We start from the raw sequence: 21,239 nt of genomic DNA, 5'->3' as shown, positions 1-21,239 counted from the left end.
TTTTGAGGTACTGTTTAATGCTGGCTCTAGATCTTCAATCAATTCTCAATTCCATTCCCCATGAAATTCGCTGGCAAGACATCGTACAGTTTGAAAAACTAGACGATCGCGTTACCATTGCTGATGACCTTTGTGCCAATATTATTGGTGTAAATGAAGGTACTATCGAATGCGGTTCCAACGAAAACCCACCCAGTCAATTAGAAACGCTCGTTTGGTGGTGGGTTGTGCGTCCAGATTTAGGAGCGGCGATCGCCCTTGAAGCTCCTCAAAAGCTCAAAAACATTATCAGTCAGTACATTTTGCAAAATTGACAAAAATTCAGGATGAAACAACATAGCAAAAACAGATGAAGGCCGATCGCCCTTTATCCATTTCAACCGCCGAATCCTCAAAAGGGTAACTAATGACTGATAACTAAACCCCAGCCGCAGTAAAAGCTGCCCAATGATACGGATTAGCAAAAGGATAGGGTTTGCGGTTGCGAGTGTGCTGCAAAGAAGCCTCAGCAATAACGCGAGAACTGTGAGACAGCCGATCGAACATATGCGAAATTTGAGGTTGAAAATCCGCCAGCAACACCTCCAATTCCTCGCCAGTCAAATTCCGCAGCCACCTTTGAGCATCCGCCAGCGCTCGCGCCACATCTCCCACCTGCAACCGAGGAAACCGTGCGAGATTTTCATAAAACTTGCTCGTCAGCAGCAGCGCAGAAACATCGTTCACCTTCCAAAGACTGCTGACCACACTAGAGGTGCCAGCATACAACAAACCCGCCGACAAACCGACAAAATCTCCTGCAGCACCGCTAATTGGGCCGTGGGCAATTTCGCAAGCCGATAAAGTAACTAAAAAATATTGCCGCAAATCAAGATTAAAAATTTCCTCCAAACTCAGAACATCATTTCTCAAAAACACTGCGGATTTCAGCGGCCAACCCAAATTAAGCAAACTCAAACAAGCAAAGTGAGCGCATTTTTTCTGCTGCAACTGCCCTATTTGCTGGGGTAAATCCCCCTTATTAGCAGACATTCCTCGGGAAAAAGCCTCTTTAATTGCTGGCTTCTGGCGCAAAAGTTCTGCACTAGGAAAATACTGGGAAATATTGGCGATTTCCATGTTGCTGTAAAACGAATCTCTGGTGAAAGTTGGAACTGCCAAAAGGTGCTCCAAACGGGGTCGGTACCGACCAAGAGCAGCAGCGCGCGCACTTTGTCTAAACAGCAATAGCTGACAGCTAGGAGCATAACGAATTCCTCCAGCAAATCGATCGATCAAATAACTAGCAGGCGCTGAAACGTCGCCAAAGGCCGAACCTTGAGAAAAATCCGAACCAGTGTACCCCTCCACATCAAAACCGCTGCGATCGCTCCACCCAGTCCTCCAAATTCCCCTGCCGTCATCAAATCCGTCTCTCACCCCCAGAGGCAAAGCGTGCAGGGGCAAAGCGTGCAAAAATCGGTGCGGCACAAAAATCAGCCGATCGCAATTCTCCGGAATCAGCGCCACCACTCGATCGATTTCCAGCAGCGAGGCCAAGCGTTTGAGGCGAGCCGGGAGATGATTGATCCAGCGACCTTTTTGTTCGGAATAAGCGCTGAGGTACTCCAGGGCCCAACTTTCGGCAGCCACAGCATTTTGCGACGAACACAGGTGAACGGCGGGATATTGTGCACCCTTGACCACCACAAAAGCGACCAGCAACTCCCCCAAACTCGCCCACACCACAGCAGCGCAATTGGCATCAGGCAACAATTGGCGAATTTGCTCGAAAGCGATGGGTTGAACTTTGCGAGCTAGGCTGAAGAAAGGGTCGTTTGCCTGCACCTCCCGAGCAATCAACCCATCAAACTGCCGCCACAATTGATTTAAGTGCATCAAGTCCGAGTTCGGCAGCAGATAACCGCTGTTCAAACCTTGGGTATCGCCCTCAGGAATCAAGGTAGTGTTGGGCTCGGGTTCTCGCTGTTCTTGGTGCCGCTGTTCCCCCGCTATTTCCTGTTGCAGCGACTCCAACTCGCTTCGCACCGCTGCGGAAATTTCGGCTTTCGGAGTCAGTTGGCATTTAACCAGCAGTTCTACTAAATTCCGATTTTTGTGGCGTTCGGCGTATTCCAGAGCCTTAGCGCAATATTCGGGTTCGCTGGCGCCGAGTTCCAGGCAAACTTGCACCAGGCATTTATAGAGTCCAGCCCAGGTGCGGGTTAATTTGACTTTTGGGGTACTCGTCTGATCGCCCCAATCGACTGTATCAAGCTCGGGTTCGGAGCGCAAGAATTCAACAGTATCGACAGCAGCAGCAAAAACCCCGTAGGCGCGAAGCAACTCGCCTCGAACTCGGTAAGCTTGACCCAAATAAAATAAAATTTCAGCCCAGCGGTGGGGATGGGTTTCGCGAGTGTAGACTTGGCAGGCGCTGTGATAGCAGCGGATCGCGCTTTCCATGTGGGACAAGTTTTCCGTCTCTGTCACTTGGGAATAAGCCCTACCGAGATAAATTTGCAGCATGGCCCAGCGGTTGGGAGCTCCCTCCCTGGTGTAGACTTGGGTCGCATTTTGATAGCAGGCGATCGCGCTTTTGAGGTTGCGGTTTTTTTCCCCTTTCAGGTGTTCGCAGAAAGCGCGGCCGAGGTACGCACACAGCATTGCCCAGCGTTCGGGAGATTTTTGGCGGTTGCAAAATAGCAAAGCATTTTGATAGCAGGCCAGCGCCATTTCGATATTTTCAGCTTTTTCCCCTTTCACCCGCCGACTGTAGATCCTACCGAGGTAAGTTTGGATCGAAGCCCAAGCTTCGGGAAATTTGATGCGGGTATAGACTTGTAAAGCATTTTGATAGCAGGCGATCGCCATTTCCACATTTTCCACCGGATCGCCTTTGATGCGATCGATAAACACCCGCCCCAAATTCCTTTGAGTCGTCGCCCACTGTAGCGGAAAAGCTTCCCTAGTCCGCACTTGCAAAGCCCTCTGATAGCAGTTGACCGCGTATTCGAGATTTTCGGCTCGGTTGCCCCGCAGGAACTCGCAGTAAGCATTTGCCAAATTATTTTGAGTCGTGGCCCAGCGGCGGGGAAACCGCTTGCGGTTGTAGACTTGCAAAGCATTGTGGTAGCAACCGACTGCCAGTTCCAGATTTTGGGCTTTGTCGCCCCGCAGGCGGCGGCTGTAAGCACGGCCGAGATTGTTTTGAGTGCTCGCCCACTCTTCCCCGAAAGTTTCGCGCGTGCGAACTCGCAGCGCGTTTTGATAGCACGCGATCGCCTGTTCTAGATTGTCTGCCGGATCTCCTTTGAGGCGCTCGCTGTAAGCGTTCCCCAGATTATTTTGCAGCGTCGCCCACTGTTCCGGGTACTGTTGGGGAGTGCGCAGTTGCAGGGCATTTTCAAAGCAAGCGATCGCCTGTTCAATATTTTGAGCTTTATCACCTTTGGGGCGATCGCTGTAAGCGTTACCCAGATTGTTTTGCATCATCGCCCATTCTTGGGGAAAGTCTTTGCGGGTAAACACCTTAGCAACTGTTTCGTAACCGGCAATTTCGATTTCCAAGTTATTAGCCTTGCTGCCGAGGGGAAACCGCCCAATTTTGTTGCTCAGATTGCCGATCAGGGCTGCAATGCGCCTAGTTTCCGATTCTTTGGCAGCAGAAAACACCAAAGTTGCCCATCCGCGCAGCAGTTGTGCGAAATTATGATCGAGTTTATCTAAATTGTTTCTCAGCAACGGGTACAGGTGCTGCGAATCTGCGCTGCGCGCAACTGCCTGCAATACTTCTGCTAAAAAAGCCAGATATGCTGTCCCGGTTCCGGGCAATTTAGAAGTGCCCTTTGCAGATTCTAAGGGTGCGATCGCCTTTTGGAAAAATTTTGCAGCTTTGAGCAAACTTTCTCGCGTCAGTGCCGGCTTTTCCAAATAAAGCGTTTGCATGAACTCAAAGTCGATCGACTTTGGGTTCGTCCTCAAAATCAAATCTATTCCTGAGTCCACAGGATTTTCCAGCAGCGCTTGGAGCATATTAACATCAGTTTTGCGACGCTTTTCGTCCATCGTGCATTCCGCCAAACTATTAACCATAGGAGCGCTGCTTCCGTGCAACCTTGTGAACTACCCACCGCTAAATCGGAGTACCGAAGATAGTAGGGGCTTGTGTACTCATAGGCGAGGGCAGAAGCTTAGACTTTTGTGCCAGCTTTGGTCTTACCTCGCCTCCTAAAGCAGAGACGGCTGAACCTTCCGCCTTTAGGATTCTGATACCTTCTGCTCTGATATTTATCGCTGCATTCCCCTGCTGATTACGATCTGTACCACAGTGAGGACAAGTCCATTCCCTCATATCTAATGGCATCTCGGTCCTTTGATGGAAACAATTAGAACAGAGTTTGGAACTGGGAAACCATCTATCAACCTCAACAAAGTTCCCGCCTTTGCGTTCCCACTTTTGGGCCCCGAAGTTGGAAAAAGTTCCCCAACCCTTATCAGATATGGCTTTCGCCCAATTTTGATTGCGAACCGTGCCCCAGACATGAAGGTTCTCTACTATGACAGCTTCGCTATCGCTGCCCAACTTATAACTAAGTTTATGTAAAAAATCTTGCCGCGAATGCTTAACGCGTTCGTATACCTTGGGAATAACTTTTGTATATTTGTAACTAGAATTACTTTTTTTCTGCTGGGGCGTTAACTTTTGCTGCTGGCGCTTCAAGTTCTTCTCGTGCTTGGCAAAATGCTTGGCATTGTCATATTTAGATTTTTTTTCGCCCTCGGTGACAATAGCAAAGTGTTTCACTCCTAAATCAATGCCATAAATCCTACCTTCTTTTGTTGTCTGGTTCTCACCCTCTATTTCAGTCAGTATAGATGTCAGAGATTTTCCGGAATAATTCTTACTAATAATTACAGTCGGGATTTTACCCTCAATTAATCTCTGTATTTTTTGTTTTGCTATTCCCAGCTTGCGGGAAATTTTGAAATTACCCTCTACACTTTTAACGTTTTTAGGATACTGAACAGACTGTTTTTTATGCTGAAATTTGAACTCATAAAACCCAGCACGTTGCTCAAGAAAGTTTTTGTAGGCAGTGGTTGCGTTGAGCGTATTAGCTGGCAAAAATTGGTTGTAACACTCACCTAGCCCTGCACTTCTATCTAATTTTTTGAGAGCCGGTAAAAGTGTGTAGAGGGCGGAGCTGCAAATTTTTTTACCAGTTTTTTTATAAAGTTTAATTAATTTATTTAGATTATAATTCCACCACCAACCTGCACCACCAAAAGTGGGAGCTAATTGTATTTGTTGATTTTGGGTAGAAGCATACAAACGAACTTGGATAGCCTTGTGTAGCACTCAACATCACCTCCTTGGTTCTTCTATTCTCTCACAATATACAGTTGACGAGCAAAATTTTACGGAAAAATTTGGTGACGATGATTGCATCTTTCCTCTCTTGAAAGCAGTCTCAAAAATTGCTCAAAGATGCAATCGTCGTCACCCGCCCTTCCCACTATAAGGGTACTAGGTTTAGTGGGAAGGGCGCGAAATAGTTAAACCAGGATTCATATCAATTCCGGTTACACCGTTCGGGATGGGGAGTCGGGAGTCGGGAGTCGTCCGTGGGGGAATGTGGAATTATTGCCCTTGACTTTATCCTTCCCATGCAACCGGAAACGATATCACAAGTCCCAACAGACACGCAGATAGCGAAACTAGCACCTATAATCGCTAATAGTATTATTTGGCGCGTTGATCCTTAGTAAAATCGCGGTTAAAGGCGCCGTCAGTCTGTCGGGGCCGGTTTGACAGACAGTTCTAAATTTGATAAACCCGCCCCGACATACTTGCAGCGGGACGGGTTTACTTTTACTCCGATCGGACTTAGGCTAAGAAACCGGGTTTTTGGGAAACTATTGGGTTTAGTAACGAGAAATCTCGAAAGAAACCGGGTTTCTGAGGAAGAGTGTGTCTTGGACTAAGTGAGTTATCTAGGATATGGCGCGAGTTTCAGCGCTACAGCTAAAAAAAAGCAACTCAGTAGATTTTACTGTACCGCTTGAGAACGCAAGGCTGACTCCACTGCCAGCAGAGCTCGATCGACTTCAGCGGAGGTGACAATCAGCGGCGGGACAAACCTCAGCACTTTCGGCCCTGCAGGAACCAACAAAACTCCTGCGGCGATGGCAGATTGGACGATATCAGCGGATGTAAGTTCGATGTCGGCTTGCAATTCCATCCCGACAATCAAACCCCAGCCGCGCACCTCAGCAATTAAATGCGGATATGCGGCCGCCAACTTGTTGAGCCCTGCTTTCAACTGTTCCCCGCGCTGCTGCACGTTTTCCAGAAGGTTTTCCCGTTCTAAAGTTTGGCACACGCACAAAGCTACAGCGCAAGCAAAAGGATTGCCGCCGAAAGTGCTGGCGTGACTTCCCGGTTCAAATACATCGCAGGAAGATTTGCACAGCATAGCGCCGATCGGGATACCGCCACCCAATCCTTTGGCAGATGTAAAGATATCCGGTTCAATGCCGAGGTTTTCGTAGCCCCAGTATTTGCCGCTGCGTCCCATCCCGACTTGCACTTCGTCGAGAATGAGCAAAATGCCTTTTTCGTCGCAAATTTCCCGAATGCGCTGGAAGTAGGCGATATCTCCCGGGCGAACTCCGCCTTCGCCTTGCAGCGCTTCCAGCATAATTGCAGCTACTTGGCGTTCGTCTTTGTCGAGTTGCTCGATCGCACTTTCGATCGCACTAATATCGTTGTAGGGTACATAGTGAAATCCCGGCACCAAGGGGCTAAAACCCTTCTGGTATTTAGGCTGTCCCGTTGCCGTAATTGTCGCCAAAGTCCGGCCGTGGAAACTCGCAACGGCGGTAATGATTGTCGGATTCGAGATATTTAATTTTTCGTGGGCGTACTTGCGGGCGAGTTTAATTGCCGCTTCATTAGCTTCCGCGCCGGAGTTGCAAAAGAAGGCTCTGTCCGCGCAAGAATGGTCTACAAGCCACTTCGCCAGCTCGCCCTGTACGGGGATATAATAAAGGTTAGAAACGTGGTGCAGGGTCTGAATTTGCTTAGTTACGGCTTCCACCATTGCCGGGTGGGCGTGTCCCAGAGTGCAGGTAGCAATACCGGCCACAAAATCGAGATATTCGCGGCCCTCGGTATCCCAAACGCGGCAGCCGAGGCCCCGTTCTAGGGCGATCGCAAAACGCCCGTAAGTTGTCATTACATAGCTGTCGAAGCCCTCAGAACTGAACAAACTGGCTTCGGCTTGCACGCTTGGTTCTTTTAGTAAGGTTTCTGGACTCACGAATCGCTCCTTAACACATAATATGTAGACCTAGATTGTACGGTAAAAACCCTGGTTAGCGGTGCAGGCTGTTAGTTTTGTCATAAAATCATAACAGTAACAGCAATATCCCTGACAAATCTACTGATGAGTTATTACATTTCTCCTGACTTTCTCGATCGCGTTGCGGTGCACGTCACTAAAAACTTTTTAAATTTGCCCGGAGTAAGAGTCCCCCTAATTTTAGGAATTCACGGCCGCAAAGGAGAAGGCAAAACTTTTCAAACCGAACTGGTTTTTCGGCGGATGGGCTTTGAACCGGTGATGATATCTGGCGGGGAATTAGAAAGCCCGGATGCAGGAGATCCGGCGCGTTTAATTCGCTTGCGCTACCGGGAAGCTGCGGAGCAAATTCGCGTGCGCGGCGAGATGTGCGCTATCTTTATTAACGATTTGGATGCCGGTGCTGGCAGGTTCGATACTACTACTCAATATACTGTCAATACTCAGATGGTCAATGCCACTCTGATGAATATTGCTGATAATCCAACTAATGTGCAGTTACCGGGAAGTTATGACAGCACGCCGCTGCACCGAGTGCCGATTATTGTCACGGGAAATGATTTTTCTACGCTGTACGCGCCGCTGATTCGCGACGGGCGGATGGAAAAGTATTATTGGGAACCGAGCCGGGATGATAAAATTGGGATTGTTGGGGGAATTTTTGAGTCTGACAAATTGTCGAAAACTGAGATTGTCGGGTTAGTCGATCATTTTCCCGATCAGGCGATCGACTTTTTTAGCGCTTTGCGATCGCGCATTTACGACGAACAAATCCGCGAATTCATTCACAAAGTAGGAATCGAGCGAGTTTCCAAGCGTTTGGTAAACACTTTGGAAGCAGCGCCCGATTTTCCCAACCCGAATTTCAGCCTCGCTCATTTAATAGAAATGGGCAGTTTGATGGTGAACCAACAAAAGCGGATTCAGGAAATGCGCTTAGTAGATGAATACAACCAATCGCGGCTGTTTAACGTTAAAGGAACCCCCAATGCCCCTGCTGCTGCGCCAACGCAAAGTCAATTAAACGACCCGTCATCCAAATATTATAAGGCTTACGTTGAGCCAAGTTCTGAAGGCGGTAACGGTCATGCGGCGCGGCTGAGTTCCGAGGTATTGGAACAAGTAAAGCAGTTATTAGCAAGAGGCTGCAAAATTGGCATGGAATATGCAGATAATCGCCGATTTAAAACTGGTTCTTGGCAAAGTTGCGCGACGATTCAAACTGCACAGGAAAAAGATGTGGTTGCATCTTTAGAAACTTGTTTGGCGGAACACGGCGGCGAATACGTGCGGCTGATTGGTATCGATCCAAAAGTCAAGCGGCGGGTAGTTGAAACAATTATTCAGCGGCCGAAGGGTTAAAGCTAAAGTAGTTAAAGTTATGAAGGACACAACAGTGTTGATAGGTGTCAACTTAAGCTGTCAGCCCTCCCACCCGGTAGTCCGCCAGGGAATGAATTCCCTGTCTAATAGCTAAAGTCCACAGCGAGGAGGACTAATGAGTTTAAAAATTTTTATTCTCAGTCCTCTTGATACCAATTTTTTATGAGGCCCCGTAGAATCTGATCCCCCCTAACCCCCCGCGGGAGGGGGGGACAAGATTCTTCTCAAAGTCCCCCTTCTTAAGGGGGATTTAGGGGGATCGAGATATGTGCAACTTCACCTTAAATTGGTATGAGAGGACTTTAGCTTTGAGGCAGGGGTTTCAACCCCTGTCGGACTATCGGTTTAACGTGTTTGTTGACACCAATGAACACTGTTGTGTCCCTACAGGCAATATCTTGTTACTCTCGCCGTAGACTACAGGACAGACAGAGATGATGCAAACCAGCGGCGAATTAATTCTACTTGGAAACGGTAGCCCTCACTAACTTCCTCAATCAATTCGCGTTGCAGAAGTAAATTGAGAGCATCGGATTTATCGGGAAAGTGTTGCAAAATAGTTAATCGGCTGACTGTTGCCCCTTCTCCTTGTGCTGCCAAAAACTGCAAAATAGCTAATCCTGCTGCATCTGCTTGATTGCTTTGAATATCGGCAAAAAAGAAACTGCCAACACTTAAAGCCTCTGGTATTGCTGCTTCTACATCGGCTAAAGTTGCCCGTCGGCGGATAGATGGATTTTGCTCGTTTTTTAGTGCGATAATTTCAGCGCAGAGGAGTTGGATTAGGAAAGGGTGACAGCGGGTGAGTTGCAAAACTTGATCGACCGCATTGGGTTCGTAACGCAGGGTAAAATCTTGGACGGGTTGCTCAATTAGTTGACGCGCTTCGCGTTGTTTCAGGTAGCTGATATGAACGACTTGGACATTGATTAAATAGCTAGCCCAACGCTGAAATTCTTCTATTGTATGGGAACCAGCTAGCAGCACTTTGAAGCGGGGACGATGTTGAATCAGGTGACGCAACATTCCCAGAACATCCTCCCGATCAAAGCGTCCTTTTGTGATGGCATTATCTAGCGCCTCGAATTCATCCAAGGCAAGCAGGGCAATATTTGGTTGTAGCGCTTGTTCTACTTCGTCCAGCCATTCATCAAAGCGGGTGAAAGGGTCATCTTGCAGTGTTTCGCGCTTAAGAGATGGGAGAGTTAACGCACTTTGGCGCTGGGCTGAGTTTGCCATACTGCGGGCGATATTGTAGAGAAAACCAGCATAATCACTCGCTGATGAAACTGGCCCTTGTAAGTCTACAAACATGGGAATAATAGTGCTGGGTAGCAAGCGTCCCAGGTTGTTGAGGAGGGATGTTTTGCCCATGCGCCGCTGACCGTAGAGTAACAAAGGAGGGCGGCGGCGGTCTAGCAGTAATTGCTCGATGCGCGTACTGATGTAAGTTCCACTTAAGTCAACGGGTTTGACAAAGATTTCCTGTTGTTCTGTCAGAGGTATGCCGATTATATAAGGGTTGTCGATTTCTTTTCGCAGTTCGATAACTTCTGCTAGTTCCCGCACATAGTTGGTGACAATTTCATACCAACTATTTGCAATAGGGCGAAAACGTACTGCATATTTGTCACCACTGCGGGTCAATTCTCGAATTAAACTGTTTAATTTTTCTGCTACTGCACTGAGGGCTAAACGCTGGTTGTAAGGACTTTGCTGGTTGAGGGCTGCATCTACGTCTTGGCTGAGATAACTGAAGCTACTCAGTAGGGCGCTGACTGGACTGTTTAATTCGCCGATCGATATACTGTGGTGAGCGTTACTTATGGTTGTTACGTCTGCACAAATTTCTAGCCTTTGTACATCCTGTTTAATCTTTGTTAGCCGATCGGACGATCGCCTATACTTAGTATATCCAAAAAATATAAGTAAAAATGCACAAATGAGAGCAATTACATAAAACATTAGAATATGAGCTAGCAATAAATTAATGCAGCTCGCTAAAATTGCTGTGTTACATTTGCGTTAGGGAAAAAGAGAATAGAGTGCCCAGTACCTTTAGACTCTGGACACCCACGCTCCCCCTGAACATTACCGTTAAGCTACCGTTCAGAAGCTTTGATTAAACTTTTGAACAAATTGGAGAGCTAAATGGCTAATTTTTATCGACCACTGTTAATTGTTGCAGTGGTGATTTGCGCCATATTGAATGACGTACCTTTTAATGATCCAGTCGTGTTTCCCGTTATCATCCAATTACTCATTCCTATGGAGGATAGGAGCAAGGGCAAGGATGAGGACAAGAACGATCGAGACAAGAAGGAGGAATAGAAACCAATGTGAATCGTTGTTGAAGTCCGTTTGTTAATCAATAGGAGCTAAGTAAGGTAACGACTTACTTGGCTTTTTTGTTTTAAACGGTATCCTATCTTATCCTATCTTATCCTAAAACACTTAGAGGTTGATTAAAAGGTTGTCTTGAGGTTGTCTTGAGGTTGTATTAAGGTTGATTTGAAAGAAAGTGGGAAGAAACATTAAAGCTTTGCATAAACAGGATTTACGCGCTCTCTCTAAATTCAAAGGGGTCATCCGATTTTAGATTTTAGATTTTAGATTTTAGATTTTAGATTTTAGATTGAGCCCACAGATAAATGCGAGGGCTTGCGATCAAATTGCTTTACGTACTTAATTTTGAGTAGTTTCCTAAATATAACGATCGCTAGACCAATGGCTCAAATAAATGAGTGAAGGGCTGCATCTGTTGTAACCCTTCTTCATGCCAATCATCCCCCATTTCCCCATCTTCCAGACTAAATAATCGTTCTCGACACAGAATTTGCAGCAGCAGAGGCCAGCATTTACTTTGAGTCAAAATCCACTCGACATCCTCAGCAGGAAAAGGTATGGGCGAACTGGCTATCAACTCGCGCGCTTCAGCTTCAGTCATAGCTGCGAGAGTTGTGGTATATCCAAAGATATTGAAAAAAGGCGAACTATGTCCGGTGCTACGCGCTAATTCGATCGGCGATTCTGGAGTTGCCAAGACAAACCCTAAATTCCCATTGGTTTGGTTAGTTGCCAAAGAGCGCAAACCCTCCCAAAACCCATCATCTAATTCGGGACAGCGTTGCAATCCTGCGCCAATTTCATCTAATAGGATGACTGTAGGTTGACGTAAATTACTGCTAACCACATCCATAAATCTATCTAAGTCGCAAGGGCTGGGAACTGACATTTTTAGGGATTCTAAAATGTAGCGCAGCAGCCCTTCCCGATTTTGCCGTCGCGAATCTTGAAAATCTACGAAAATCCAACGATAGTTTTCTGGATGGGGCAACCAGTCTGATTTTTGACCGGGACGCAACTGTTCTGTTGGGGTGGTGGTAATATTTTTCAAGTATTGCAGCAAAGAAGTCTTGCCACTGCGCCTCTTGCCGATAATCGCAGCATTTTGCAGGGGACGGCGTTTCAGTAAGTCGAATAGGCGTTTGAGTTCCTTCTGGCGTCCAAAAAAGTAGCGCGGATGGGTGATGGGAGTACCAGTGATGAAAGCTGAGGTTTCCTCGAAGATAGGCTTAGGGATAGTTTCGTCTATATGTACGATATTTCTCCATTCATACCCCAATCTTTCGCTAATTTCCAGAAAATATGAGTAATCAACAGGTTGTCCCGTCAGAAATTTCTTGACTGTGGATAGCCCAATGTCCAATTCTTCAGCCAAAGCCTTCTGAGTCGGAAAGCCGTTGCGTCCTAAAGCCGATTTGACTTGTTCGATACACCCTGGAGAAACTTTGAGCGATCGCCCCATGATGCCTTTAGAGAAAATTACTAATTTAGATTATAGGTTCGATCTCAACTACAAGTCAACTCGCTCAACCTTTTTGCTCAACCCTGAACTCACGTTAAATTTAGAGGACGATCGACCATCGTCCTCTGATGATTCTTCCAAGATCGCTCGTCGTTGCCAGATGATTCAAGATAGTTGGCGTTAAGCTCGTTTTAGTTCTAACGCAACTTTTGGATTCATCATCACCAGCGCTTTAGTCAATATTTTAGGCATCGGACTGTTGTTTTCGGGAAAAGTCCTAGAAGGCAAACTTGCCACCGCTGGCGGATTAACATCAAACATTGTCAGCGTTGGGTTACTCAAGTTTACAAAAGAAACGAACGACAGACTCGATCGCTTAGCCAAAGAATTCAAAGACGACGATTAAATAAAAATCGTTAAAGTAGGGTGCGCCTTCGGCACCTGACAAATTAGCAATTCAACTAACGCGCGCTTTACAAGTCAAAGTAGGGTGCGCCTTCGGCACCTGACAAATCCAACTAGTACGCACCTGACAAATTCAAATTAAATCCTGCAAAAATTTATCAAAAGTTGCCCGATCGGGCATAGCACCTTGAGCACCCACTTTAGTTGTGCACAGAGCGCCCGCTGCTGCGCCCCACCGCACCGCCTCTGACAAGGACAGACCGGCATCTAATGCAGAGGCCAAACCGCCGTTAAAAGCATCGCCAGCAGCCACAGTGTCGATCGCCTCCACAGCAAAAGCCGGTACAAAAAAGGTTTCATCCGCCGTAACAGCAACAGCCCCCCGATCGCCCAATTTGACAATAACATTCTTGACACCGCGCTCCTGCAAGTGTTTGGCAGCTACAATCGCTGTTTCCGTGTCATTCACCCGAAAACCGGCTAACTGGCCCGCTTCCACTTCATTCGGCGTGATAATGTCAATTAGCGGATAAAGTTCGATCGGCAAATCCGCCCTAGCCGGTGCTGGATCGAGAATAACTCGCACCCCCGCTTGACAAGCAGCTTCCGCAGCTTTTTGGACAACTTCCAGGGGAATTTCTAACTGTAACAGCACAGATGTAGCTCCTGTTAAGAGTTTTTTGAGACGTTCTATATCTGCTTCACCGACATTGTTATTCGCGCCCGGAATCACAATAATATTATTTTGACCCGTCTCGTCTACCGCGATAATTGCCACTCCTGAATGAGTGTTTTGGTCTATTAATACATTGTCTGTACTTAAACCATAAGATTGTAAATTTGTCAATAATTCTTCAGCAAATTTATCGTTGCCGACGCGGCCGATGATGTTGGTAGAAGTGCCGAGACGGGTGGCCGCGACTGCTTGATTTGCTCCTTTGCCGCCGCCGGCCGTGAAAAAATTGCTACCGATGATAGTTTCCCCTGGTTGCGGCAACCGGGGAGTTTTTGCTGCTAGGTCGATATTGATACTGCCGAATACGATGATGGTCATAATTTAAATTGGGAATTGGGCGAAGCGGAGGGATGGGGCATGGGGCATGGGGCATGGGGCATGGGGCATGGGGCATTATAGAATTGGGAATTGGTAATGGGTAGCAACTCGCAAATAACCCATAACGAATAGACATCTCCCATAATTATCGTGGAACAGGCATCCTGCCTGTTCAAAATCTGCTTTTTAGGAGAAGTCTAATAACAACAAATAACAACAGTCAACAGCCAACAGTTAACAGCCAACAACCAACGGCCATCAAACGTGCTAGAACAGTTATGGTCTTCACCGGTCAATTCAATGGCTGCAATTACTCTCGATCGCAATCCCTGTGTCCTTCTAGTTGAAACAGACGAAGTTCTCGCCGGACACTTGAGTCTCGACTTAAAATCCTCCGGCTACGAACCTGTAGTGGCTTCTAATACCGCCACCGGCCAACATTTAGCCGGTGAATTGCAGCCAGCTTTGATTGTAATTGACCGGATACTTGGTCCTGAGTCGGGGCTCTCACTCTGTTCTCACCTCAGAAGTATTGGCAATCGGGTGCCGGTGCTGCTATTGATCGGTCGTGATACAGTTGACGATCGCGTAGCTTGTCTGGAAGCTGGCGCGGATGATTATTTTCTCAAACCTTACCGCACTGAGGAGTTTTTGCAGTTGGTGCGCTTGTATTTGCAGCCGGATAACACCAGCAACGAACAATTGAGGTTTGGCGATTTAGTTTTGGATTTGGCCTCTAGGCGGGCCCTGCGCAATGGACGGGCGATCGACCTGACGATGAAAGAATTTGAGCTGCTAAAGTATTTGATGGAACATCCCCGCGAGGTTTTGACTCGGGAACAAATTCTGGAAAATGTTTGGGGTTACGACTTTCTGGGCGAGTCGAATGTGATTGAGGTTTACATCCGCTATCTGCGGATCAAGATTGAAGATGAGGGCGAAAAGCGCTTGATTCAGACGGTGCGCGGTGTTGGCTACGTGATGCGCGAATCTTGAAGCAGTCATTAGTCATTAGTCCTTAGTCATTAGTCCTTAGTCAGTTGGCAGTTGTCATTAGTCATTAGTCAGTTGGCAGTTGTCAGTTGGCAGTTGTCAAAAAAAGAATGTTTTAACTTCCAATTACCAATTGCCAATCTCAAATCTAAAATCTTAAATCATTATGAGTTATTTAGCTAATTTTCTGAGTATTGGGGTAATTCTATTTTTGCTGGGATGTTCGCCGGCTTTACCTGTCGCAGATGCTGGTGCTACTGGTATTTTGGCCTCGCAGTCTCCGAGGGCGACAACATCGGGTCAAGTGCTGCCTGTTTCTGCTAGAGCTCGGATAGCCGATCGCCCAATCGAACTCGAAGTGGCGAAAACAGTGGAACAGCAGGCTATGGGTTTAATGTACAGAACTTCTTTGCCGGATGACAGAGGAATGCTGTTTGAGTTTAAACCGGCGCGGTCGGTCAATTTTTGGATGAAAAATTGCAAGATTTCTCTGGATATGATTTTTCTACGGGATGGAGTAGTTGAGGCGATCGAACTTTCTGCACCTCCTTGTACTGCCACTCCTTGTCCTACCTACGGGCCCGATACTGCTGTCGATCGAGTTATTGAACTCCGGGGCGGGCGAGCTGCTGAACTCGGTGTCAAAGTGGGCGATCGTATTGAAATCGAGTTTTTCCAGTAAAACTTCCGACAGTTTCAGTTCCCTCGCGCATGGGGGCTAGAAACCCGGTTTCTTCCGATATTTCTCATTACTAAACCCAAAATTTCCTAGAAACCGGGTTTCTTCGGTCAACCTGCCTCAGCGAACTAAGTTTTGAGGTTGTAGTCTGAAACCCTTATTCTACGGTTGCCAATCAAAAAATGTCCGAAGCGTTGTTCCAGTAAAACCTGCACGCAGACACAATCCCCCGGTTTCCATCGCCCAGAGATCCGCCTGCCTTCGGAATACCGGAGAAAATTTAGAAACTTTACAAAAATTGATTAAATTTGTTAAATTATTAATGTAAGATTCAGTACAGACACCAAAAGATTTGCTAGGATGTCGATCTTACTGAGTCTGAACTTGAGCTTGTTTGCGGAAGCTGTGGATTGTTGGTCGCGGGTGTGAGACGAGTCAGCGACTCGTTACCAATCCTGAGAGACGATACTCAGCCTCAAGAGGTAGCAGCACGAAAAGAAATTCTCTGGAACTTCTGAAGTTCGAGCTAAATCTACTAAACCTATTTGAAGTAAAATTCTACGAGCCAAGTTAATTGGCAAAGTTAACTTCTGGTAGCAGGTAGGGGTTCGATCGAAATATTTAACCAATTTTGAAGTAGATTTGCGGATTCTGCATTTTGGCAGATGAAGTTAAACTCTGAACCTGGTTTATTAGTTTTAGGTAGCAGAATTTATTTCGATTCGCGCTGCAAAGATGCCGAGGTATTCAGTTTAGATTCGATCGCGCTCGCCAGTCGAGCGGGCTGGCAACAGCAAAAGTGCAAAACCTTTAGCTTTTTGGGAAAGGTTTGCTTTACAGTCGCACTGAGAATTACGTTTGGCACTTTCAACCGCCAATACTGTTAAAACAGTTATCGACGGTTACAAGACAGATTTAAAACTGGCTTATTACTAATCAAAAAACATCAGGTTCCATTAGAAAATGGTGTCCTATACAAAGAGGTGAAATCAGATGGCACCGGCTACATACACTCGATTAATTCGATTTTTACAAGAAGATTTGGCAATTTCTCCCGCGTCAATTGCTGTCGCCGAACGTCGTGGCGGTGACAAACAGCGCCAGCGCGATAAAGACCCGGATTCCTTGCCGATGGTTCTGTGGCAATACGGTTTAGTCACTCTCGAACAGTTGGATAAAATCTTTGATTGGTTATCCGAAGCATATTAAAAGGATTTTAGATTTTAGAGAAAATCCAAAATCTAAAATCCTTTAACAACTGAGATTAGGATTCAGCCAAGAATTTGGCAGCAGCGGCAACGCCGGCACCAGGAGTATAGCCTTCATGGCCCAATTCTCGCAACACCGCTTCTAAAGAGGAAATTGCTGCTAGGATATCGCGATCGGACACAAAGCCCAAATGGCCGATTCGGAAGATTTTACCTTTCAAATGGTCTTGTCCGTCGGCGAGAGCAATGTCAAATCTTTTTCTCATCAAAGTCCGTACTTTTTGAGCATCTACGGATTCTGGTGGCATAACCGAGGTAATCGCAGGGCTGGCGGCATCGTCAGCAGCAAACAAAGGTAAACCTAATGCTTTTACAGCAGCGCGAGTAGTTGTCATCAACCGTTTGTGCCGCGCGAAAACGTTTTCTAATCCTTCGGCTTTCATCATCTGCAATGTTACTTGCAGCCCAAAAAACATATTGACCGGTGGAGTAAAAGGAGTCGTATTTTTGGCAGCTTCTTTGCGGTATTTGCCCAAATCTAAATAATAGCGGGGCAGTTTCGCAGTTTTGTAAGCTTCCCAAGCTTTGGGACCCACGGCCACAAAACCCAAACCAGGGGGAATCATGTAAGCTTTCTGAGAACCCGAAGCAATGACATCGATTCCCCAAGCGTCCATCGGAATATTGACAGCACCTAAACTGGTGACAGCATCGACCATAATTAAAGCTTCGCCGTGTGCTTTAACGTGGCGGTTGATGGTTTCGAGGTCGTTGAGGACGCCGGTGGAGGTTTCCGAGTGCGTGATGATGACAGCTTTGATTTGCTTCTCTGTATCTGCTTCGAGTTTTTCGCGGAAGTTTTCGGGGTCTAAAGGTTGGCCCCACTCGGCTTTAATAATTTCGGCGTTTAAACCGTAAGCTTCGGCGACTTCAGCCCAGCGTTCGCCAAATTTGCCGTTAGTACCAACTAAAACTCGATCGCCCGCACTCAGGAAATTAATTATCCCAGCTTCCATCGCGCCGGTACCGGAAACGGTTAAACTCAGGACATCGCTGCTGGTTTGGTGCAACCATTTGAGATTTTCGGTACATTCTGCAAAAATCGCGTCAAATTCCTTGCTGCGGTGGCCCATCGGGTGTTTTGCCATCGCTAACAAGGCCGCTTCAGGCACCGGCGTCGGACCGGGAATCATCAGCATTAATTTGTTGTCCATAATATTGTCCTAAGTTTTTCTGTGGGAGTTATATAGAATAAATCAAATACGATACGTCACGTCACGTCGGTACTCTAAGTTTTTTAACTTTTAACTCCCTTCTGGTTAATTTCATTTAGAGACCAGCGGTGTTCTACCGCTAAGTTCGATCGCTCGCAGCTTTGTTCTAATTGCTTTTGAATGGCAAGGGCTTTGCGCAATGTAATAATAAGTTGGTGAACTTGTTGCTGCTGCTGCGACTGGGGACTGACAGCAAACATCGTTTTGCGTTCTAACAATTGAAGTAGCAATTCATAATGAATGTACGAAGGAAGGGGGATTGGCTCCATGAAAGCTAACATACCTCAGTGAACCGACACCCCATTGCAATTGCATGAGGCATCACAGGTGAACATTAGATGCCCGATTTTTTATTTGTTTTCTAACCGTACAATAACCCCTGCTTTGCCGATCGAATTTTCGGGGCTGGGTGCGTTGGACACGCTAAATTTGGCGGGCGATCGACAGGCTTACAGAATAGATTTAATTGCTTTCTGGCAAAATATTTCTATGCAATGTAGCTTTGAGTGCTATTTTTTTTTACAGTAGCGCTTGAGTCGATGCAGGCTAGAAATTCTCATTATTTACCTACTTAATCACTTTTTATCAGAATTAAGGGGGATTTGTCAAGCGGTCTCGCCTTTCACAGGCCCGGATGCGCTTCGACAAGGGAGGCTAAAGCGGCGCCTGGATCCGGCTGTTTGACCAGAGATTCGCCGATGAGGACGGCTTCGGCGCCGGCGCTGGCAACTTGAGTTAGGTCGTCGGGAGTGTGGATTCCTGACTCGCTGACGATGAGGATGCCTTTTGCTTGGATTTCGGTTTGTCGATCGGCTAATAGTTGACCGGTAGTTTCTAGGCTGACGGAAAAGTCTTCTAGGTTGCGGTTGTTGATGCCGATCAGGTTAACGCCTTGTAGGGTTAATACTCGATCTAGTTCTGCGAGAGTGTGAACTTCTATTAAAGCTGTCATCCCCAAGGTCTTGACAATTTTTACAAAGTATTGTAAGTCTTTGTCAGATAGAATAGCTGCGATTAACAATACAGCATCGGCGCCGTGAATCCGGGCGAGATAGATTTGGTAGGGATAGATAATAAACTCTTTGCAAAGTAAGGGTAAATCGACGGCGGCACGGATTTTAGCTAGGTTGTTGAAGCTGCCTTGAAAGAACTTTTCATCGGTGAGTACGGAGATGCAACTGGCGCCGTTTTGTTGGTAAGCTAGGGCGATCGCTACCGGGTCGAAATCTTCGCGAATTACGCCTTTGCTGGGGGAAGCTTTTTTAACTTCGGCGATGATAGCGGGTGTGGTTTTACTGTTTTTGAGGGCGCCGAGGAAGTCGCGGATGGGCGGTGCAAACGGGAGTTTTTTGTGAAGATCGGCTAACGGGGTGCGATCGCGCTTTTGGGCCACTTCAGCTTCTTTTTCCCAGACGATTTCTTCGAGGATGTGCTGGGGTTCGGCGTCGGGTACGGCGATTTGGTAGCTGAGGTAAAGGACGGAGACTGATGTGCTGGGGGGACGGCGGCGGATTTGAAGCATGATAGGGGGATAAAGGGCGATCGTAACAAGTTTTTATTATATAAGGTCGAGCGCCCTTTTCCATTTATGATAAAATGCGATTAACTAAGTATTCGGAGATTAACCGATGCAACTAGAAGACTATTTTGAATTTTTGGACCCTGATGACATCCGCATCAAAGGACATCGGATCGGCATCGACGACGTAATTAAATATTACTTAAATGGATATTCGCCCGACCAAATTTTGGAGGAATTACCTAGTCTAAATTTAGAGAAAATTTACGCGACGCTAACCTATTATTTGCACAATCGCAAGCAGATGGATGCTTATATGTTGCGCCTGGCGAAGTGGCGGGAAGAACGCTATCAGGAATGGTTGGCTAAGGAACCTTCTGATGTAGTCAAACGTTTGAGAGCAATCAAAGCCCAACGAGAACAGGAGTTACTTCAACTCAAGTGAAAGTTCGTTTTTTACTCGATGAAAATTTGCCGCCTAAGCTGAAAAGTGCTGTATTGCATCTCCAGCCGGAGATAGATATTTTGCGGGTGGGCGACGCCAATGCACCGCCATTAGGAACCCTCGATCCAGAAATCATCAGCTATTTGGAATCATCGCAAAGGCTATTGGTAACGGATAACCGCAAAAGTATTCCTGGACATTTGGAGGAATATTGGGCAACGGGAGGACAAATTTGGGGACTGTTTTGGGTGCGTCCAAGTGCAAGTTTAGGCAGATGGGCAGAAGAAATTGTGATAGTTTGGGAGACTTCGGAAGCTGAAGAATGGATTGATAAATTGGATTGGATTCCATTATAAAAAATTGTTTATAAACTGCGTTAAGCGTAGCTATCCCATAGGGAATAGCACTTTTGGGTCTCCAAAATCCCCGCGCTAACCCGCAAGTCCGCTGGGGGTTGAAAACCCCGTCTCATAGCGAAAGTCCTCTTTTAGAGGACTGAAAAGTCAATTCATTATTTCGGGCTAATCTTCGTAATGATAACGAGCTTGGAGAAAATCAATTCTATTGTCGCTCACTAAGTAAACTATTCTATGTTCTTGAGTAAGCCTTCGCGACCACGTACCCGCATCCAAATATTTTAGGGGTTCTGGTTTGCCGATACCTGTGAACGGATCGCGCACGATCGCCTCTACCAATTTTAAAAGTCGGAGGGCAACTTTGCGGTCAACGTCCACCCAATAGGTAAGGTCTTCTAGGAATTTAGGGTTAAAAACTGCATCGCGAACAGGGGTTTTCTCGGGTTCTGCGGTTTCTTGTGGCGGTTGTTTACGCTTCTTCGACAAGTCCCGACTCCTGGCGCAATTCGCTGACAGTCTGAGGTTTGACTGTTCTGGCTTTTGCCTGTTTCAGGGCACTTAACAAGCGATCGGCGTTTTTGGGCGATCGCAGCAGGTGCAATGTCTCCAATAAGCTTGCTAACTCGTCAGCGGCAATTAAGGCTACGTTTTCGCCGTCTTTGCGGGTAATGATGATGGCATCCCGATCGCTGATGACTTGTTCGCACAGTGCATCAAGATTGGCCAGAGCTTCAGTATAGGTTACTTGGGTTTGTGTGAGTGACATGGT

At 46.7% G+C, this 21,239-nt stretch carries 20 protein-coding genes and 1 pseudogene; 10 read left to right on the top strand and 11 right to left on the bottom strand.

All coding sequences use genetic code 11. The features are described from left to right. Positions 1 to 17: 17 nt before the first annotated feature. Complete coding sequence (locus QUB61_RS15145) at positions 18 to 314, top strand: hypothetical protein (RefSeq protein ID WP_333129548.1); 297 nt, start codon at positions 18 to 20, stop codon at positions 312 to 314. A gap of 103 nt (positions 315 to 417) precedes the next feature. Here QUB61_RS15145 and QUB61_RS15140 read toward each other — a convergent pair whose 3' ends face one another. The 3 genes from QUB61_RS15140 to QUB61_RS15130 all read right to left on the bottom strand — a co-directional run bounded on the left by QUB61_RS15140 (position 418) and on the right by QUB61_RS15130 (position 7,304). Further along, on the bottom strand, positions 418 to 4,074 hold the full coding sequence (locus QUB61_RS15140; protein WP_333129546.1) for a CHAT domain-containing tetratricopeptide repeat protein: 3,657 nt from the start codon (positions 4,072 to 4,074) through the stop codon (positions 418 to 420). A gap of 40 nt (positions 4,075 to 4,114) precedes the next feature. After that, positions 4,115 to 5,341: an RNA-guided endonuclease TnpB family protein gene (locus tag QUB61_RS15135; protein ID WP_333129544.1), complete on the bottom strand. Its 1,227-nt coding sequence runs from the start codon at positions 5,339 to 5,341 to the stop codon at positions 4,115 to 4,117. Positions 5,342 to 6,032: 691 nt separating this feature from the next. Then, positions 6,033 to 7,304 (bottom strand): aspartate aminotransferase family protein, encoded by a 1,272-nt coding sequence (locus tag QUB61_RS15130; RefSeq protein ID WP_333129542.1) that lies wholly within the window; start codon positions 7,302 to 7,304, stop codon positions 6,033 to 6,035. Between the two features lie 126 nt (positions 7,305 to 7,430). Here QUB61_RS15130 and QUB61_RS15125 point away from each other — a divergent pair, with 126 nt between their 5' ends. Then, positions 7,431 to 8,708, top strand: a complete 1,278-nt coding sequence (locus tag QUB61_RS15125; RefSeq protein ID WP_333129540.1) for a ribulose bisphosphate carboxylase small subunit — start codon at positions 7,431 to 7,433, stop codon at positions 8,706 to 8,708. Positions 8,709 to 9,146: 438 nt separating this feature from the next. On the opposite strand, the gene QUB61_RS15120 is transcribed toward QUB61_RS15125, so the two are convergent. Further along, positions 9,147 to 10,694, bottom strand: coding sequence for an AAA family ATPase (locus tag QUB61_RS15120; protein WP_333129538.1), 1,548 nt, complete (start codon positions 10,692 to 10,694; stop codon positions 9,147 to 9,149). Positions 10,695 to 11,448: 754 nt separating this feature from the next. After that, positions 11,449 to 12,537 (bottom strand): ATP-binding protein, encoded by a 1,089-nt coding sequence (locus QUB61_RS15115; protein WP_333129535.1) that lies wholly within the window; start codon positions 12,535 to 12,537, stop codon positions 11,449 to 11,451. Here QUB61_RS15115 and QUB61_RS15110 point away from each other — a divergent pair. Continuing rightward, a complete protein-coding gene (locus QUB61_RS15110) occupies positions 12,536 to 12,721 on the top strand; it encodes a hypothetical protein (protein WP_333129533.1) in 186 nt (61 codons plus the stop codon). The genes QUB61_RS15115 and QUB61_RS15110 overlap by 2 nt on opposite strands. Positions 12,722 to 12,733: 12 nt before the next feature. After that, positions 12,734 to 12,943: pseudogene (locus tag QUB61_RS15105) on the top strand (TRADD-N-associated membrane domain-containing protein); the annotation flags it as partial. Between the two features lie 132 nt (positions 12,944 to 13,075). On the opposite strand, the gene rbsK reads toward QUB61_RS15105, so the two are convergent. After that, positions 13,076 to 13,996: a ribokinase gene (rbsK, locus tag QUB61_RS15100; RefSeq protein WP_333129531.1), complete on the bottom strand. Its 921-nt coding sequence runs from the start codon at positions 13,994 to 13,996 to the stop codon at positions 13,076 to 13,078. Positions 13,997 to 14,296: 300 nt separating this feature from the next. Between rbsK and nblR the strand changes: the two genes are divergently transcribed. The 4 genes from nblR (at position 14,297) to QUB61_RS15080 (ending at position 16,877) form a co-directional block, all read left to right on the top strand. Further along, entirely contained in the window at positions 14,297 to 14,992 is a 696-nt protein-coding gene (gene nblR / locus QUB61_RS15095) for a response regulator transcription factor NblR (protein ID WP_333129529.1), read from the top strand. 163 nt (positions 14,993 to 15,155) lie between these two features. Then, positions 15,156 to 15,671 (top strand): DUF192 domain-containing protein, encoded by a 516-nt coding sequence (locus tag QUB61_RS15090; RefSeq protein WP_333129527.1) that lies wholly within the window; start codon positions 15,156 to 15,158, stop codon positions 15,669 to 15,671. 662 nt (positions 15,672 to 16,333) lie between these two features. Next, positions 16,334 to 16,555, top strand: a complete 222-nt coding sequence (locus QUB61_RS15085) for a hypothetical protein (RefSeq protein WP_333129525.1) — start codon at positions 16,334 to 16,336, stop codon at positions 16,553 to 16,555. A gap of 106 nt (positions 16,556 to 16,661) precedes the next feature. Next, positions 16,662 to 16,877, top strand: a complete 216-nt coding sequence (locus tag QUB61_RS15080; RefSeq protein ID WP_333129524.1) for a DUF2949 domain-containing protein — start codon at positions 16,662 to 16,664, stop codon at positions 16,875 to 16,877. Between the two features lie 55 nt (positions 16,878 to 16,932). Here the strand turns inward: QUB61_RS15080 and QUB61_RS15075 are convergent, their stop codons facing one another. The 3 genes from QUB61_RS15075 to trpC all read right to left on the bottom strand — a co-directional run bounded on the left by QUB61_RS15075 (position 16,933) and on the right by trpC (position 19,672). Beyond that, positions 16,933 to 18,090, bottom strand: coding sequence for an alanine--glyoxylate aminotransferase family protein (locus QUB61_RS15075; RefSeq protein ID WP_333129522.1), 1,158 nt, complete (start codon positions 18,088 to 18,090; stop codon positions 16,933 to 16,935). 83 nt (positions 18,091 to 18,173) lie between these two features. Beyond that, complete coding sequence (locus QUB61_RS15070; RefSeq protein WP_333129563.1) at positions 18,174 to 18,419, bottom strand: DUF5340 domain-containing protein; 246 nt, start codon at positions 18,417 to 18,419, stop codon at positions 18,174 to 18,176. A gap of 353 nt (positions 18,420 to 18,772) precedes the next feature. Continuing rightward, positions 18,773 to 19,672: an indole-3-glycerol phosphate synthase TrpC gene (gene trpC, locus QUB61_RS15065; RefSeq protein ID WP_333129520.1), complete on the bottom strand. Its 900-nt coding sequence runs from the start codon at positions 19,670 to 19,672 to the stop codon at positions 18,773 to 18,775. A gap of 106 nt (positions 19,673 to 19,778) precedes the next feature. On the opposite strand from trpC, the gene QUB61_RS15060 reads away from it, so the two are divergent. Both QUB61_RS15060 and QUB61_RS15055 read left to right on the top strand, forming a co-directional pair. Next, complete coding sequence (locus QUB61_RS15060) at positions 19,779 to 20,114, top strand: DUF433 domain-containing protein (protein WP_333129518.1); 336 nt, start codon at positions 19,779 to 19,781, stop codon at positions 20,112 to 20,114. Next, positions 20,111 to 20,470 carry a DUF5615 family PIN-like protein gene (locus tag QUB61_RS15055; RefSeq protein WP_333129516.1) on the top strand — a complete coding sequence of 120 codons (360 nt, stop codon included), beginning with the start codon at positions 20,111 to 20,113 and terminating at the stop codon, positions 20,468 to 20,470. Before QUB61_RS15060 ends, QUB61_RS15055 begins: the two co-directional genes overlap by 4 nt. 165 nt (positions 20,471 to 20,635) lie before the next feature. Here QUB61_RS15055 and QUB61_RS15050 read toward each other — a convergent pair whose 3' ends face one another. Next, positions 20,636 to 20,956, bottom strand: a complete 321-nt coding sequence (locus QUB61_RS15050; RefSeq protein ID WP_333129514.1) for a Txe/YoeB family addiction module toxin — start codon at positions 20,954 to 20,956, stop codon at positions 20,636 to 20,638. Next, a complete protein-coding gene (locus tag QUB61_RS15045; protein ID WP_333129512.1) occupies positions 20,940 to 21,236 on the bottom strand; it encodes a type II toxin-antitoxin system Phd/YefM family antitoxin in 297 nt (98 codons plus the stop codon). Before QUB61_RS15045 ends, QUB61_RS15050 begins: the two co-directional genes overlap by 17 nt. Positions 21,237 to 21,239 lie beyond the last annotated feature (3 nt).

The sequence above is a fragment of the Microcoleus sp. C2D2 genome (assembly GCF_036702495.1).
Taxonomy (GTDB): domain Bacteria; phylum Cyanobacteriota; class Cyanobacteriia; order Cyanobacteriales; family Microcoleaceae; genus Microcoleus.
The sequence above is the reverse complement of the archived record's forward strand: the minus strand, read 5'-3'. Positions and strand labels throughout refer to the sequence as shown.

Bases quoted from the DNA above. Each gene is read 5' to 3' on its own strand.
- rbsK (WP_333129531.1), bottom strand. From the start codon at position 13,996: ATGACCATCATCGTATTCGGCAGTATCAATATCGACCTAGCAGCAAAA.
- QUB61_RS15080 (WP_333129524.1), top strand. From the start codon at position 16,662: ATGGCACCGGCTACATACACTCGATTAATTCGATTTTTACAAGAAGAT.
- QUB61_RS15090 (WP_333129527.1), top strand. From the start codon at position 15,156: ATGAGTTATTTAGCTAATTTTCTGAGTATTGGGGTAATTCTATTTTTG.
- QUB61_RS15125 (WP_333129540.1), top strand. From the start codon at position 7,431: ATGAGTTATTACATTTCTCCTGACTTTCTCGATCGCGTTGCGGTGCAC.
- QUB61_RS15120 (WP_333129538.1), bottom strand. From the start codon at position 10,694: ATGTTTTATGTAATTGCTCTCATTTGTGCATTTTTACTTATATTTTTT.
- QUB61_RS15075 (WP_333129522.1), bottom strand. From the start codon at position 18,090: ATGGACAACAAATTAATGCTGATGATTCCCGGTCCGACGCCGGTGCCT.
- QUB61_RS15060 (WP_333129518.1), top strand. From the start codon at position 19,779: ATGCAACTAGAAGACTATTTTGAATTTTTGGACCCTGATGACATCCGC.
- QUB61_RS15070 (WP_333129563.1), bottom strand. From the start codon at position 18,419: ATGGAGCCAATCCCCCTTCCTTCGTACATTCATTATGAATTGCTACTT.
- QUB61_RS15115 (WP_333129535.1), bottom strand. From the start codon at position 12,537: ATGGGGCGATCGCTCAAAGTTTCTCCAGGGTGTATCGAACAAGTCAAA.
- QUB61_RS15045 (WP_333129512.1), bottom strand. From the start codon at position 21,236: ATGTCACTCACACAAACCCAAGTAACCTATACTGAAGCTCTGGCCAAT.
- nblR (WP_333129529.1), top strand. From the start codon at position 14,297: ATGGCTGCAATTACTCTCGATCGCAATCCCTGTGTCCTTCTAGTTGAA.
- QUB61_RS15110 (WP_333129533.1), top strand. From the start codon at position 12,536: ATGATGCCTTTAGAGAAAATTACTAATTTAGATTATAGGTTCGATCTC.
- trpC (WP_333129520.1), bottom strand. From the start codon at position 19,672: ATGCTTCAAATCCGCCGCCGTCCCCCCAGCACATCAGTCTCCGTCCTT.
- QUB61_RS15140 (WP_333129546.1), bottom strand. From the start codon at position 4,074: ATGGTTAATAGTTTGGCGGAATGCACGATGGACGAAAAGCGTCGCAAA.
- QUB61_RS15145 (WP_333129548.1), top strand. From the start codon at position 18: ATGCTGGCTCTAGATCTTCAATCAATTCTCAATTCCATTCCCCATGAA.
- QUB61_RS15085 (WP_333129525.1), top strand. From the start codon at position 16,334: ATGAAGTTAAACTCTGAACCTGGTTTATTAGTTTTAGGTAGCAGAATT.